The organism is Umezakia ovalisporum Ak1311 (assembly GCF_029891685.1).
Taxonomy (GTDB): Bacteria; Cyanobacteriota; Cyanobacteriia; order Cyanobacteriales; family Nostocaceae; genus Umezakia; species Umezakia ovalisporum.
Map to the genome: position 1 here is coordinate 1 of NZ_JANQDJ010000086.1, position 16782 is coordinate 16782.

The following is a 16782-nucleotide window of genomic DNA, read 5'->3' on the forward strand; positions in this document are numbered from 1 at the left end:
CAACAAAACTGTTGACGGCTTTTGTGTCCATATTGCGGCTAAAATTGCCTCTCACACTCTACGTCTTTTGCTTCGTCGCCGTTTTGGTATTAATGTTCTCACTTTCCAGTCTCAACCTATTTAATTCACATTAGGCGTAAGTTAGTTTTTAAAATACCATTAATTTTAGTAAAAGCCAAAAAGCTAAATTTAGCTTTTTGACTTTTTAGCTTTTTGACAATAAATAAATTTATTTTTTTAGGGTAATGGGGAGGGAGAGAAATTAATAAAGGTTCCACCAGGGCAAAATCCCTGTTCTGGAAGCTTTCCCAGCCAAGACCCATACCAAAGAAGTCGCCAAGATTGAATGGAATATCATTCTTCCAGCGGGTTGTATAATGCTGGATATCAATATTTAGAGTGACATTACTTGAACTAAAGCAAAAAAATACTAAGTAATTTTGCGATATCGGAATTTTTATTACTTAAGTGAGAAAGTAAATTGACAGCTAAGTATACTATCGAACCGAACCTAAAAAAACTATGGTAAGAAGCATTCCTAAGTCAAATCAAGAATCAATTAATCCGCAAGTAGGAATGCTTGCTACCATACGCAATCGCAGAGCGTTAGTTGCTGCTGTGGAACCTTTTGATGGAGCAAGTGAAGGAAGATTGCACCTTGTGCGATTGGAATATACTGACTCAGATGGTATTGCTGAGGATACTATTATTTGGGAGAGAGAAATAAACGCCACCCTTCTAGAACCAACAGCTTTACCACAAGTAGCAAATCAAGCGCCGATGATAGCATCTGAATTTGATGCTTTACAAAGGGCAGCACGTTGGACGGCACTTTCGCCATTTCTCAATCCTGAACGTACAACTTTACAACCCCATCTTCCCATTGCTTCCCCTTTTTTTGGGGCTATACAAGTTGAGGACTTCCAACTAGTACCACTGCTGAAGGCTTTACAGATGCCTCGTATTTCCCTGCTGTTGGCAGATGATGTTGGGTTGGGGAAAACCGTTGAAGCTGGACTAATTTTAACAGAATTGCTGTTGCGCCGACGTATCAGACGAGTATTAATCCTTTGTCCTGCTGCTCTTCGTAAACAGTGGCAAAAAGAGATAAAAACCAAGTTTGCACTGACATTTGACGTGATAGACCGCAGTGAAACCCATGCTTTACAAAAGCGGTTGGGACTAGATGCCAACCCTTGGCGGACTTACGCCCGGATTATCACCTCTTACCATTATTTACGGCAACCAGATGTACTAGAGCAGTTTCGTGCTGCTTGTAGTCAGCCAGAAACATCAGCCCAACTACCTTGGGATTTATTAATTGTGGATGAGGCGCATAACCTCATGCCCTCGAATTTTGGTGATGACAGTGATTTATCACAAATGTTGCGGTCAATTTCCCCTTGGTTTGAGCATAAGTTATTTCTGACCGCCACTCCTCACAATGGTCATACTCGCTGTTTTTCGGGACTTTTGGAACAACTAGACCCAGTGCGGTTTACTCAAACCAGCGAATTTACCGAAGATGTGAAACGACGTATTTCCGAGGTTGTTATCCGACGACTGAAACGGGAGATTAATCAATTAGATGAACAAGCAGCACAGATACCAAGATTTTGCGATCGCATTCCTGAACCCATACCCCTTTATTTCAGTCCCCTAGAGAAACGACTTTCCGCAGCATTTGGTGAATTTCGTGCTGGTATCAAATCAGCCATAGCCGCCTCTCGCAAAAGCGAACAAATAGCCGCATTTTTCGCCGTTGAAGTCCTTAATAAGCGACTTTTATCCTGTCCTTATACCTTCGCCCAGTCCTGGTATCGGTTTAAGGATGGTATTGCTCAACAAGAATCAGCCGAATTAGTAGAAGTACAAGCCGCCCGTCGTGCTACTTTAGAAGATTTAGATGACGACCGAGAAACAGAAGGCCGTTTGCAACACGCAGCCAAAACCACAGGGGCTTGGTTTAAATCTTTCGCTTCCACCTTAAAACAAGAAATAACCGCTGTTGACTTGGCTTTAGAGGAACTGGGACTTATTCCCCAAGCTGGTGATTTACCTTACCCAGAAGTAGATGAACGTTCCGAACGTTTACTTAAGGTAATTAAACAATATTTGCGGAATGGGAAAGAATGGGTCAAAGAAAACCGCCTAGTTATTTTTACGGAATATAAGACGACCTTAGACTACTTAGAGCGTCGTCTCAAAGAAACCTTCAAACAAGACCCAGAAGCAATCAAAGTTTTGTTTGGTGGTATGAGTGACAAGGAACGGGATGAAATTAAACAAGCCTTCAATAATCCTGATGACCCAGTTCGCGTTTTGGTTGCTACTGATGCAGCATCAGAGGGTTTAAACCTACAAGAAACCGCCCATTTAGTTTTACATTACGATATCCCTTGGAATCCTGCGCGGTTAGACCAAAGAAATGGACGCTTAGACCGTCATGGTCAGGCTAGGGATGTGATTGTATTTCACTTTACTAGTGAAGATAATGCTGACCTGAAGTTCCTTGCACAAGTTGTTACTAAAGTCAATACCATCCGTGAAGAACTTGGTGCAATGGGAGAAGTTTTTGATGCTGCTTTTCAACGGAGATTTACCGATTTAGAAGAGACCACTAGAGTCTTACAGGGTCTAGATGAAGCAGTCGCAAAACGTCAAGGACGTACTGAAATTCCTCGTGCTTTTGAACAACAAACAGGTATTGCACAAAGTCATGCACTAAAACAGTTTGAGCAAGAAATTGACCTGACACCGGAGACTTTAAAAAACACCTTAGAAATTGCTTTAGGGTTAGGTGTGGGAATACCAAGATTTGAAGGTCCAGATACTCAAGGACGGTTACAGTTGCGAATACCCATTCCTCCTAGATGGGAATCTTTAATTGACGACCATTTGCGTTTAGAAACCAATAACGGTGATCGTGGAGCATTACCAGCCTTAGTTTTTAGTCCCCAACATTTTATTGAAACTCGTAATGGTCGTCGCGTATTTCGTCCAGCCAAAGATACAACATTATTACACTTAGGACATCCATTATTTCACCAAGCTTTAGCAATGTTTGCTAGAGCGAGATTTCCAGGGGGGATGGGAAATCTCGCTGTTAGTCGTTGGATATTACGTTATGGAGAAATCCCCCCACAAGTGGATGCTTTGTTATTGCTAACAGTAGAAGAACTAGGTGTAAATGAACTCAGAGAACCGTTTCATCATTGGGTAAGAACATTAAGATTTCCTATTAAAAATAATGAATTAGGAAAAGAATTACCTCATGTTCCACCTATTGCAGATAAAGCATTTTCTCAAGAACCAAATTCAGAAGATATTCAACAAGCGCGAGGTTTATGGGATGAAATTTCATTAGATGTTAAAGAACTGTTGCAAACCTTAGCAGTAGATTTAACCCAACAGTTACAAGACCAACTGAAATCAAGAGGAGATTTGGCATTAAAAGAAGAAAAAGAAAGGTTTAAAACCCGCATTAGAGAAGTTCAAAAAGCTATGCAAGAAGACAGTATTGAGAAGATTAAAAAAGAAAGAGATAAATTATTAAATGAGATGCAACAACTTTCACTGTTATACACAGACAGAAGACAACAGGAAGAACGTTTAAGAGATTTAAATCAAGAACTAGAATTTCGCCTTAAACATTATCAAGAACTACTAGATTTATTACAACGTGAACAGGAGCGAGTAATTAAAAATATCTTACCCAAAAAGTACAGTTTACGGGATACAGCTCGTGTTTTTCCTGTAACTGTGGAAATTAGATTACAACAAAGTATTGGGGTTTGAGGCACGAAAATTTTGGGTTGAACAAAGTGAAACCAAACCTACAATTACCAATTACTAATTACCAATGATTAATACTCAACAACTTATTGACCATTATGGCTGGTGGAGTTCTCTCAAACATGGAGGGCTGTTAATTTCTCCTGCTAAATTAGCAGAATTTTTTATTGAAGATATTGAACCATTACCTATTTATTTAGAAGACCGTTTACGGCGAGATGTTACCCGATTTCGTAATGGGGAACAAGAGCATATTAATAAACTACTAAATACTGTTTTAGAAGATATATTAGAACTTGTACCAGACTGGTGGACTAAAGCCAGTGCTATAGATAGTCATTGGTCACAAAAAGCCATTACGGGGGAAATTATCAAACCCCGTCGAATATGGCAAGATCCAAACGGGACAGTGTTACCTGTGTTTGTACCCGAAGAAATTGTTTCTCGTTTGGGTGTAGGACGGGGACGGCGTTCTGTTACTCGTGTGGTGGAGTGGTTACGGAAAGCTAATCAAAAAATTGCCTTGTTAACGAATGGTAGACAATGGCGGTTGATTCATGCTGGTACTGATTATGACGCTTGGTGTGAGTGGGATATTGACCTGTGGTTTACCGAAGGTAAACCGGGGTTACAAGTCCAAGCATTGAGATCGCTATTGGGGAAAAAATCATTACAATCAGAAAAACCTGATACACCCAGTTTTCTCATTGCAGCTATTCAAGCATCACGCCAAGGTCAGGCGGAATTATCCGATGTTTTGGGGGAACGAGTCAGAAAAGCAGTAGAATTACTAATCAAAGAATCATCTCCAGCCATTGTACCTTTAGAATTAGTCACAGAAAATCCTATATCTCGTCGGGATATTTATATTGCAGCTACGCGACTGATTATGCGTTGTGTCGTGATTTTGTTTGCAGAAGCCCGTGATTTATTAGACCGCACTAATCAAGTTTATTATAGTTCCTATAGTATTAGCGGTTTACGAGAACAATTAGAACGTCTTTCTGGGGGAAAAGCTGGAGAACGCCTCAGAAATACTTACAATGCATGGCCACGGTTACTATCCCTGTTCCGGTTAGTCTATGTCGGTTGCCCTCACCCAGAATTACCCATACCCCGTTATGGTGGGGGACTGTTTACACCAGGGGATACAGACGCTAAGGATTCTATTGTACGTGCCTTGGCAGCATTTGAAAATCCCAGTCATACCCCATCTGATGCAGCAGTTTATCGGATTTTAGAATTACTGTGTCGTAGTAAAGTTAAAATCCGTCAAGGTCGTAGCAGCACTTGGGTAGAAGCACCCGTTGATTTTTCCGACCTTTCCTCAGAGTATATCGGTATTCTGTATGAAGGATTACTAGATTTTGAATTGCGTCGCGCTGGAGAAGATGAACCCATATTATTCCTGAATTTGGGTAATCAACCAGCGTTACCTTTGACACGGTTAGAAGCAATGGATGATAAAGCTTTAGCTGTATTAGTAGAAAAGCTCAAACAGAAAAACCAGTCAGCATCCGGTGAAGATGACGAAGAAACTGGTGAAGACCTTGAGGAAAATACAGCACAAGAAAATAACACAGACCCTACTGATGAGATTCCAGAAGATGAAGAAATAGAAACAGTTTCTCAAGAAACTGATACAGCGCAGCAGTTACGTCAACGTGCTTATCGCTGGGGTGAACGTGCAGTTAAAGCAGGTAAATTAGTTGCTAAAGCCAAAAGTAAAAAAGCCGAAGCTGTAGCTGAATATGAAAAAAACGTTATTAAAGCCGCAGGAAATTTAATTGCTCGAATTATCTTACCAGGGGAATGGTTTCTAGTGCGGTGGGGAGGTACTCGCAAAGGTTCAGGCACATTCTATACTCGCCCACAATTAGCAGTACCTACTGCTTGGAGGACACTTTTACCTTTGGTATATGTGGGAGTGGGGGAGGTAGGGGAAGTTGATGATTGTGAGGGTGTTTCTGCTTTATCAATGTCCCTTTCTTCTGTCGCTGAACCTCTTAATAACATTGATATAGATTTTGAATCTTCCTCCTCTTCCGTGGTAAACAAGGGGTTGGGGTTAGATGAGTGGATACCTAGAGAACCGGAGGAAATTTTATCTTTAAAGATTTGTGATCCCGCTTGTGGTTCGGCTTCCTTTTTAATTGCTGCTTTGCGCTTTATTGCTGACGGACTTTGGAAAAGTCTATTTTATCATCGGTGGTTAGGTGAACATGAAAATAATGAAAAAATTCAGGTGATTTTATCTGAAGATGTTCGCCCTGAATGGTTTAAAGACTGTGTAAAAGATTTACCTGTCACAGTCGAAAAAGCAGAAAACTATATTCGTGCTAAATTAAAACGCTATGTAGTAGAACGCTGTATTTATGGGGTAGAAATTAACCCCTTAGCGGTGGAATTAGCGAGATTATCTTTGTGGGTAGAAACAATGGATAGAAACTTACCATTTAGTTTCCTTGACCATAAAGTAAAATGCGGTAATGCTTTAGTAGGTTGTTGGTTTGACCGGTTTCAAGATTACCCTGCTATGGCTTGGGAACGAGAAGCAGGAGATAAAAACCATCAAGGTTTTGTCCATCACTTCCGTGAATATGTAGATAAGAAAAAAGGTCAGATCAAAAAATCTGGCGATAAGTGGACACAAGCAATTAAAGATACTAAAAACGATATTGTTAAAGCAGAATTAAAAAATTTATTAGAAACATTAGACCCCAGTAAGAAACAATTGACCTATCCTAATTTTGATTTACCAAAATTACCAGAAAATATTCATGATGAAGCCCTAAGTATTTTTGAGGAATTACATAATGTTCCAGTTTATGATACAGAAGAAAAAGAAACAAAATATCGAGATTTAATAGAAAATAGTGATGCTATCCGTCGGTTAAAATTGGCATTTGACACTTGGTGTGCGGTGTGGTTTTGGCCAGGAGAACATATTGATAGCGCACCAACACCGGGAAAATTCTTTAACCCACCAGCAGAAACAAAGGTAATTATTACAAGATTAGCTAGTGAATATCAGTTTTTTCATTGGGAATTAGAATTTCCTGATGTATTTGCAACTGCTAATAGTGGGTTTCATGGGATTATTGGTAATCCTCCTTGGGAGATTCAAAAACCAAATTCTCAAGAATTTTTCTCTAATGTTGACCCATTGTATCGGGCTTATGGTAAACAAGAAGCTTTAAATAAACAATTGGCATATTTTCACCAAGACCCCAAAATTGAGCAAAATTGGTTGAAATATTGTGACCGTCTCAAAGCTTTATCTAATTGGAATAAATATGTAGCTTTTCCCTTTGGTGATGAAAAGGAAGGAGGGGATAAATTTAGTTTATCTAAATCTAAAGTTGAAAATAAGAATTTACATCATTATTGGCGTTCTCAACGTCATCAGCGTCGCAGTTATACAGAAGGAAAGCACCCTTTTCAATATCAAGGTTCAGCAGATATTAATACTTATAAAATGTTTTTGGAGTTGTCTTTAGCTTTGTTAAGAGATAAAGGCAGAATGGGAATGATTGTACCTTCGGGAATTTATACTGATAAAGGTGCAACTGATTTAAGAAGTCAGTTTTTGAGTAATTGTCAATGGGAATGGTTATTTGGTTTTGAAAATCGGGACGGTATTTTTAATATTCATCGTTCCTTTAAATTCTGTCCTGTGATTATTGTCAAAGGAGGAGAAACGGCAGAAATTAAAGCCACCTTTATGCAGCGTTCTCTGACCACTTGGGAAGAAGCAGAAAAGCACGTTTTGTTTTATCCCCGTCACCGTGTAGAACAATTTAGTCCCAAATCAAAAGCTATTTTAGAAATTCGTTCTCAGCGAGATTTGCAAGTTTTAGAAAAGATTTACTCCCATGGTGTTTTACTGGGTGATGATAGTCCTCAAGGGTGGGGAATAAAATATGCTACAGAATTTCACATGACCAATGATTCTAAATTATTTCCACCCCGTCACCAGTGGGAAGCTAAAGGTTATTGTCCTGATGAATATGGTCATTGGTTAAAAGGTAACTGGCAAAATTATGATGGTGACGCTGCAATTTTAAACCGTCCACAAGGTTTAATTTTATCCGTTGATGGTAAAAATGCCATTCATGTTAATGATGTTGAAGATGTAGCTTTACCTTTATATGAAGGAAGAATGATAGGACAGTTTGATTTTAGTCAAAAAGGTTGGGTCAGTGGTAAAGGTAGAACCGCAGTTTGGCGTGATATTCCTTTTGAAAATAAAATTGTTGAACCTCAATATTTGATGTCAAAAAAAGATTTTATCAATTCAGAAGCTTTGAAAGGACTAAAAATAAGTTTTTTAGCTATCGGTTCATCTACTAATGCACGTTCAATGGTTACTTCAAATCTGAATGATTTTCCTTGCGGAAATGCCACTCCAGTATTACAACCGCTAAAAAGTGATAGTAAAAATGTTGCTTTAATCAGTATATTGAATAGTATTACTTATGATTTTTCTTTAAGATGTAAATTGGGTGGGATAAACTTAAATCATTTTGTAATTGAAGAAACTCCACTAATACGATCTGATGTAATATTAAAATTTAAGATCATATCATTATTTGTTGCTAAACTTAATTGGATAAGCACGCGATTTTCTTCTGAATGGTTAAGGCTATCCAAAACTTTTATTAGAATACCAGAAAACAATTATAAATCTTTATGGGCTATTACATACCATCAAAGATTGAGAATACGTTGTATTATTGATGCAGTTATTGCAGAACTTTACGGTTTAAGTATAGGTGATTTTGCTTGGATACTTTATAACTGCGATCAACCTAAACATATATTAAATAATAGTGATTTTTATCGTACCCTTGACCCCAAAGGATTTTGGAGAGTAGATAAAGAAAAAGACCCTGAACTGCGTCACACAGTTTTATCCCTAGTCGCATTTCACGAACTCAAAAAAATCGGACTAGAAGCATTCCTCAACCTGAACGACGGAGAAGGGTGGATGTTACCGGATACATTAAGATTAGCAGATTATGAATTAGGTCAAGATCACCGCGCCCAAGAACCGCAACCAGTAGCAGCAAGACTAGGAGAAAGATATTTACCTTGGCAACTAGAAGGTACAATTGAAGAATCTTGGCAAGAATGCGAAAAACACGCCGAGAACCTGCGAAAATTATTACAACTTCCCCAACCACCCCCAACAGATACCCCACCCACTACAACACTATTACCCAGTGACCCCAACTATCAACCACCTACTGATTTATTTGGTAATCCTTTACCAGTGGATTTATTTGGTAATGTTGTAGAGAATAAAGCAAAACGGAAACAGTCAAAAAAGTAGTTAATTTTACATAAATAAAACAAACATTAACTAATTTAGGTTGGGTTGAATAAAGTGAAACCGAACATCATCAAGTAAATAATATTTATTTGGTTGCGCTGTGGCTTAACTACCAATTTATCCGAATCATCTATTATAATTAAAACAGATGAAATATCCTAATTAAATGATATGACTCAAACACTCAACCTCACAGGATTAACACCAGAACAAATTGAACAAATCAAAACTATAATTGCAGCTTTTAAAGCTAAAAATCAATTAGACCAGATGCAGAATCTTACAGAAACACAAATAACTCAAGCTGAGGAAGCAGAAAATAATTTAGAAATTAATCTCAATGACTTGTTTTTTAGCAGTGAAATTTTAACAACTTTTAACCGTAGTATGCTTTATCGTCAAAGAGCCTAAACTAATTTATCTTGACACTAATGTTTTAGCTTATGTTGTTAACACCAAGTCCCCACAAAATCGAGCAGCATTAGAAGTATTTAGACCTAGTGATAGAGAAATTCTTTGTCTATCATCTCAAATTTTAGCTGAATTTTATTCTTATGTTACTAATACATCAATTTTAGCTACACCTCTCGAACCTCAAGAAGCAATTATTCGGATTAATAGAATTTGCCAAATGCGCCATATCAAACTACTACCCACACCAAGTAATATACATGAGATATGGCTCAAATTATTAGAAGAAAGACCAGTTAAAGACGGTCAAATTTTTGATTTAATTCATATTGCCATTATGTTAGCAAACCGGATTAATAGAATTTACACATTTAACGTTAATGACTTTATTTGGTGTACAGAAATAGAAGTTATTGAACCCAAATAAAATCACCTCCCCCACTTAAACCATGCTCAACCCCATCCTTTACACCGAAAAAGTAATTAGTGACTTTCTGCGCTATCAACTTACCACCTACCCCTTTGCTGATAGCAACCTCTACCAACAAATGCGTACCCTTCTCAACCTAGAAGAAACCCGCGCAACCCCATTATTTCAAGGTCCCTATATCAGTCTAAACCGCAGTTTTCGTCAAGGTGAAAAAATTGATGATTTAATTTCCCAAAATATATTACATCCCCATTTAAAAAATATTGCTCCCTATCAAAACGTTTATTATCATCAAGAATTAGCAATTAAAGCAATTACATCTAAAAAAACAACAATAGTTTCCACAGGTACAGGTTCAGGTAAAACCGAATGTTTTCTTTATCCTATTATTAGCCGTTGTCTACAACTGCGAGATGAAAACGCACCAGAAGGTATAGTAGCAGTTATTGTTTATCCCATGAACGCCTTAGCAGAAGATCAACTTGGACGTTTACGGGAACTGCTTGCAGGTAGCGGTATCAGCTTTGGGATGTATGTTGGTAAAACACCAGAAAATACCGCCGATGCTCCTGGTAAACAACTCAAACCAGGTGCTTCTAAAAAAGACTATGAAGAAGAAGTAAAAAAGGCTAAAAATGAAAAACAAAACTATGCAATTTATCCACCTGAAGAAAGAATATCACGGGCAGAAATGCGGACTCAAGGTAAACAACCCCGCATTCTCTTAACCAATATTAATCAATTAGAATTATTATTAACTCGACAAAAAGATGTTCAATTATTTAATGATGTAAAATTAGAATATTTAGTATTTGATGAAGCACATACTTTTACAGGAGCAACCGGAGCAGAAACCGCCTGTTTAATTCGGCGGTTACGGGCATTTTGTGGTAAAAACACCACAGACACCACTTGTATAGCTACCTCAGCCACTATTGTAGACCCAGAACCTGGTTCTAACGCCGGAGCAGAATTTGCGGCTCGCTTCTTTGGTGTATCTCAAGATAACGTAGAAATGGTGACAGAAAAATATGAACCTAATTTGTGGGCTAACTCCCGCCAAACTTCTCCACCACTTCCTGGTAATCCTGCTGTTTGTCTCAAAAACATTTTAGATGCTTTAAGCGACAAAAAGCAACCAGGTGAACTAATCAAAATAGCTTATGGAGCCATGACAAATCAAGTGATTAACTGTGCTAATTGGGAAGAAGAATTATATCAACAATTAGCTAGTAATGAACTTGTCTTTCAAATGGCTTCCTGTTTACGAAACCCGCGACTTTTAACAGAGTTTATTGCCGATTTAGAGCGCCGTGTAGAACGTAAAGTTTCAGAGTCAGAAATATTATGTTGGTTAGCATTAGGTGCATCTGCGCGTAAAGAAAACCGTCCTTTATTGCGTCCTGTAGTGCATGGTTTTGTGCGTGGAGTTAGTGGTGCGGTGGTAACTTTCCCTGTAGGGAGGGAGGGGGGAGTAAGGGAGAAGTCAAAATCCACCAATTACCCATCACCTAAATTATGGCTTTCTGCTGAAGATGCTACCAATGATAAAGATAGTGATGAGTTATATCGTCTCCCCGTGATGACCTGTACTACTTGCGGTCAACATTACTTTAATCATCACGTAGCTGATTTTAGCTTTTTTGGTAAGTTCCCCGGTGGAGGCCAAGCTGTTGGTAATAACCAAGTCATCTGGCCACCCCTAGCAGAAGAAAACGGGGGAAAGCGAGTTGTTTTACTTGACCGTTTAATTACCAATGAAGAAGAAAGGGAGGAACTTGATGATAACCATCCTAAATCTACTGTTCCTTTACACCTGTGCCGTTACTGTGGTACTTTGCACTCAGATGCTGCTAATCGCTGTTATAACTGCGGTCGCAAAGGTAAGTTAGTTCCCTTACTTGCGGTTAGACAAAAAGATAAAACCCCTGGACGACTTTCTAGTTGTGTTGCTTGTCAAAGTTTGGGACGTTGGGTTCCCGGTGGATATCGAGAACCAGCTAGGGAAGTGAGAGCGACTGCTGTTTCTGATGTTCATGTTCTGGCGCAAAATATGTTACAGTACGCCGAACGCAAGCGCTTACTCGTGTTCGCTGATAACCGCCAAGATGCTGCTTTTCAAGCTGGTTGGATGCAAGACCATGCGCGGCGTTTCCGCTTAAGGTCACTGATGTATGAACGCATCCAACAAAGTGCGGTTTCTGTAGGTGATTTAACTGCCCATCTTGATGATATTTTAGAAGCTGATGATGATTTAAGTCGGGCTTTAATACCAGAAGTATGGCGTGTTGCTCGCAAAGAAGCTGAAGGGGTGAGACATAGTGAAGAACGCCGTTATTTTTTGCGGATTCAAGTATTACGAGAAATTGCTGCTGGTGTTAAACAAAGAATTGGTTTAGAACCTTGGGGAAGGTTAAAAATTGAATACGGCGGCTTATCTAATCAACATCCATTTTTTGCTAAATGGTCATCTTTACTAGGCATAAAAACAGATGAATTAGTTGATGGTATCGCTTCACTTTTAGATATTACCCGGCGTAGTAATATTTTACTCGATAGAGAAGGCAAAATATTTTCTCAACTTTGGCAAGCTGGAGAAAAGGAAATTCAGCGGGGATATTTACCTTTAATGGCGGGTATTCCTAAAGGTTTAAAATTGAGACGTGACCCCAGTGATGATGCTAATCGCATAATTCAATGGTTAAGTGATAAAGGTGATACTTTACCCCGCCAAGTAGCCAAAAAATGGGGAATTGATCAAGATATTATCAATGATTTTTATCGTGAATTGTGGCAATTATTAACAGCAGATTTATCTTTATTAGTACCAGTAACTTTAACCGGTAAATCTAAGCGGGCTTTACCTCATTGTGCTGGTGCGATGCAAATTGATGTTGATAAACTACGTTTAACGCCCCATCAGGGTGTTTATCGCTGTAACACCTGTCGCCGTGTTCATTTACGTCCTACACCAAAAATGAGTTGTATGGCTTGGCGTTGCAATGGAACTATCAAATTTGAGCAAGAAGACCCAGACGATTATAACTTAATGGTTTTAGACCAACCATTTATGATGATACGTCCTCGTGAACATTCTGCCCAAGTTCCCACAGACGAACGAGAAACATTAGAACGGATGTTCAAAAGTGATAGTGAATTGGTTAATACTTTAGTCTGTACTCCCACATTAGAATTAGGGGTAAATATTGGTGTACTGGATGCAGTTTTAATGAGAAATGTACCGCCTTTACCAGCCAATTATAAACAACGGGCTGGTCGGGCTGGTCGTCAGCATCGCATGGCGGTAAATTTAACTTATGCTCGTCAAGCTAGTCATGACCGAGCTTACTATAATGACCCCTTGAAATTGCTACAAGGCTCCGTATATCCACCAGGGTTTAATCTCCGTAACCCGTTGATGGTAGAAAAGCACGTTCATGCAGCGGTGCTAACTATTTTGAATCAATTGGTGCGTTCTAGTAACCATCTTACTTCTGATGAACGACAGGAAATTTTTACTACCCTGGGGTATTGTTTTCCTAACCAAGTCAAAAGTTACCTGTTTGACAATAACGGGAATGTCCGTACCTCTCCCTTAGATGTCAGTGTTTTGAACACAATTATTAGTAAACATCAAATATATTTATTTGAGCGTGTGCGGGAAATATTCAGCCAAAATTGGCCACCAACTGATGCTTTTGTTGTAAAAGACGATACTTTAAACAATTATATTACCAACACACAAGCAGCATTAAGTCAAGTTATCCAGCGAGTATGGAAACGACTGCAATGGGCATTGCGGGAGATGAAACAGTTAGAAGATGTACGTCAATGCAAGGGAACACTTGACCCAGATGAAGAGGCTTTAAAAAATCGGTGCGATCGCCTCATCAAAAAACTCAAGGGTATTCAATCTCAGAAAAAGCGGGAAGCTGAAGGTTATGATGATACCAACACTTATAGTGTATTAGCGGCTGAAGGTTTTTTACCAGGATATGGTTTAGATGTGGGTTCAGTTCTTGCAACTGCCCAAATACCCAGAACTTTTGGATGGATGCCTGATTTTGAATTACCCCGTCCTAGTGCCATCGCCCTGCGTGAATACATCCCTGGTAACTTAATTTACGCTAATGGTAATCGTTTTATCCCACGATTTTTCCATTTAGAACCCCAACAGCAACCTGTACTGTTTCAAGTTGATGTTGCTAATGAAGCATTAGTAGAAATTGGTACACAAGTCCCAGGAAGCAATGTGGGACTGGGTGTAGCATCTTTGCGAGCAATTCCTATCTGTGATGTTAATTTACCCCATCAATCTCAGATTAGTGATGACGAGGATTATCGCTTTCAAATGCCAGTGTCTTTATATGGATATGAGCAAAATCGCCATAATGGTGGTCGTGCTTATTTCTGGCAGGATAAAACCGTTCAATTACGCCAAGGTGTACATTTAAGATTAGTTAATGTTGGTGCAGCTAAATTAGTTCGTAGTGGTAAGGAAAATTTAGGTTATCCCGTTTGTTTAGTGTGCGGACAAAGCCGTTCACCTTTTTCTTCAGAAGAAGAGATAAGAAAATTCAAAGATGAGCATTTAGCAAGATGTGGAAAAGAAGTACAACCCACTGGCTTTTTTGCTGATGTGGTTGCAGATACTCTTTCTTTACAAAACTGTGAAAATCGAGAAATAGCTTACAGTATTGTGGAAGCCATCCGCTTAGGTGCAGCCAACATTTTGGATATGGAAGTAGAGGATCTGCAAATTTTAATTATTGCTCATCCAGGGAAAGAAATTGTTGATGCCCTTCTCTATGACCCCATGCCTGGTGGTTCAGGATTACTTGATCAGATTATATCTCGTTGGTTGGATGTAATTACAGGTGCTCAAGAAGTAGTTGCCAAATGTCCATCTGCTTGTAAAACATCCTGTGTTGATTGTTTACAAACATTTCGTAATGCTCATTATCACCGCCATTTAAATCGCCACACAGCAGCGAAAAAGCTGAATTACTGGGGTGATAACTTAACATTTACTCATGATATACCACCTGTATTACCAGTGGTAACTAATAAAAGTCAACAGCCTGTAAATGATCAAGAAACTATTTTGCAGAATATGCTGTTACGCGCAGGTTTTCCCCAACCTATTACCCAACATCCCCTTGATTTAGGAAAACCTTTGGGAATGACTACTCCTGACTTTTTCTATATAGATCCAACAGAAAAATCCGAAGGTATCTGTATTTATTTAGACGGAATGAGTGAGCAATTACACGGTAATCCAGACCGACAACAGCGAGATCGCATAATTCGAGAGGAATTACGCAACCGAGATTTTGAGGTCTTCGAGATTCCTGTAACTTCCTTAACAGATATTCAAGCAATGGTTAATCACTTTTCCCGTATAGCGAGAGTTTTATTAGGAAAACAAAAAGCAAGAGAAATTCGGGACAATCCTGGATGGTTTGATTGAGAGGTTTTTGCAATTTCCCGCTATTCACCCCCACCGGGATGAATAGCGCTAAATTAGTTCTCCCAGGGACTCTCAAGATAATCAACTCACGGGGTAATAGAGACCATCTTCAGGAGAAAATTGCCATCCCATGCTCATCGGGTCGCGGTGACGTGTATAGGAAATAAATTCCTGAGTGCTTTTACGTTCTCTTAAAAGACCGGTAGCTTTAAGATAAAAGCTTATTACTTTATCTCCATCACTGTTGTTAACAACAGTTATGTTACGGGCTATTAACTCGGTGCGGAGAATGATCAATGCTAAAAGATATGCTACGTCGTACCTTTGTTAAGGTTTAAAGGTAATTAAAGTTGGAAAGCTACAGTGCTATTATTTTAGTCAAATTAACAGAAGAGTATATTATTTTGGTTCTTCAGTACATAGTATGCAAAATCGATCTCAAAAAACTGCGGAAGGCTTAATATACATAAGACATGTCTTACACTTCTTTAACAACCGCAAACCTCAACGTCCACATCCAAGGTCAAGGTTTCCCTATTCTCGGCTTACACGGTCATCCTGGATCTGGTCGTAATCTTTCTGTTTTTACCAATCATTTATCCAAGCGTTACCAAACCTTCGCCCCAGATTTACGCGGCTACGGCAAAAGTCGCTGCAATGGCACTTTTGAAATGTCAGACCACTTGACTGATTTAGAAGCCCTACTGGACTGCCTTAATATCGAAAAATGTCTGATATTAGGATGGTCACTTGGGGGGATTTTGGCAATGGAAATGGCCTTGCGACTAACACATCGGGTTACTGGTCTAATTTTGGTAGCAACAGCAGCCAGACCTCGTGGCAATCATCCCCCGATTACTTGGCAGGATAATCTGTACACTGGCATTGCGGGAATTTTAAATTATATTCAGCCGAGTTGGCAGTGGAATATAGATACTTTTGCCAAGCGATCGCTGTTTCGTTATTTGATTCAACAACATACGCCCACAGTGTACAATTATATTGCCCAGGAAGCAGTACAGGCTTATTTGCAAACGTCCTCTTCAGCAAATCGCGCTCTTTATACTGCCCTCAAATCTGGTTACAATCGACTCACGGATTTACAGCAAATTCACTGTCCTAGTTTAGTTCTGGCTGGTGAAAAGGACCGTCATATCACGGCTGAATCTAGTTTAGAAACTGCCCGATATCTAAAAAATAGTCAGTGGCGTTGTTATCCTGATACCGCACATTTATTTCCTTGGGAAATTCCCCAGCAGGTACTGGATGATATTGATGTTTGGCTAGAAGTACATCCAGAGGTAATCGGCAATTAGTCCCCATTGTTAAGGTCTACAGAGA

6 protein-coding genes and 1 pseudogene are annotated in these 16782 nt (G+C 39.2%); all 7 read left to right on the forward strand.

Annotation, left to right across the window (positions count from 1 at the left end; genetic code table 11):
• Window positions 1-124: pseudogene (locus NWP25_RS18865) on the forward strand (IS982 family transposase); the annotation flags it as partial.
• Between the two features lie 398 nt (window positions 125-522).
• A complete protein-coding gene (gene drmD / locus NWP25_RS16850; protein ID WP_280699840.1) occupies window positions 523-3798 on the forward strand; it encodes a DISARM system SNF2-like helicase DrmD in 3276 nt (1091 codons plus the stop codon).
• Window positions 3799-3862: 64 nt separating this feature from the next.
• Window positions 3863-9130: an Eco57I restriction-modification methylase domain-containing protein gene (locus tag NWP25_RS16855; RefSeq protein ID WP_280699843.1), complete on the forward strand. Its 5268-nt coding sequence runs from the start codon at window positions 3863-3865 to the stop codon at window positions 9128-9130.
• A gap of 171 nt (window positions 9131-9301) precedes the next feature.
• Window positions 9302-9541 (forward strand): hypothetical protein, encoded by a 240-nt coding sequence (locus NWP25_RS16860; RefSeq protein ID WP_280652710.1) that lies wholly within the window; start codon window positions 9302-9304, stop codon window positions 9539-9541.
• 4 nt (window positions 9542-9545) lie between these two features.
• The gene (locus tag NWP25_RS16865; protein WP_280652718.1) at window positions 9546-9968 is read left to right on the forward strand and encodes a type II toxin-antitoxin system VapC family toxin; all 423 of its coding nucleotides are present in this window, start codon (window positions 9546-9548) and stop codon (window positions 9966-9968) included.
• A gap of 22 nt (window positions 9969-9990) precedes the next feature.
• Window positions 9991-15441 (forward strand): DEAD/DEAH box helicase, encoded by a 5451-nt coding sequence (locus tag NWP25_RS16870; protein WP_280699845.1) that lies wholly within the window; start codon window positions 9991-9993, stop codon window positions 15439-15441.
• A 473-nt stretch (window positions 15442-15914) separates the two neighbouring features.
• A complete protein-coding gene (locus NWP25_RS16875; RefSeq protein ID WP_280652708.1) occupies window positions 15915-16757 on the forward strand; it encodes an alpha/beta fold hydrolase in 843 nt (280 codons plus the stop codon).
• The last annotated feature ends 25 nt before the right edge of the window (window positions 16758-16782 follow it).

What these genes read in the sequence shown, in the direction of transcription:
- NWP25_RS16870 (WP_280699845.1), top strand. Translation starts at nt 9,991, where the DNA reads ATGCTCAACCCCATCCTTTACACCGAAAAAGTAATTAGTGACTTTCTG.
- NWP25_RS16860 (WP_280652710.1), top strand. Translation starts at nt 9,302, where the DNA reads ATGACTCAAACACTCAACCTCACAGGATTAACACCAGAACAAATTGAA.
- NWP25_RS16855 (WP_280699843.1), top strand. Translation starts at nt 3,863, where the DNA reads ATGATTAATACTCAACAACTTATTGACCATTATGGCTGGTGGAGTTCT.
- drmD (WP_280699840.1), top strand. Translation starts at nt 523, where the DNA reads ATGGTAAGAAGCATTCCTAAGTCAAATCAAGAATCAATTAATCCGCAA.
- NWP25_RS16875 (WP_280652708.1), top strand. Translation starts at nt 15,915, where the DNA reads ATGTCTTACACTTCTTTAACAACCGCAAACCTCAACGTCCACATCCAA.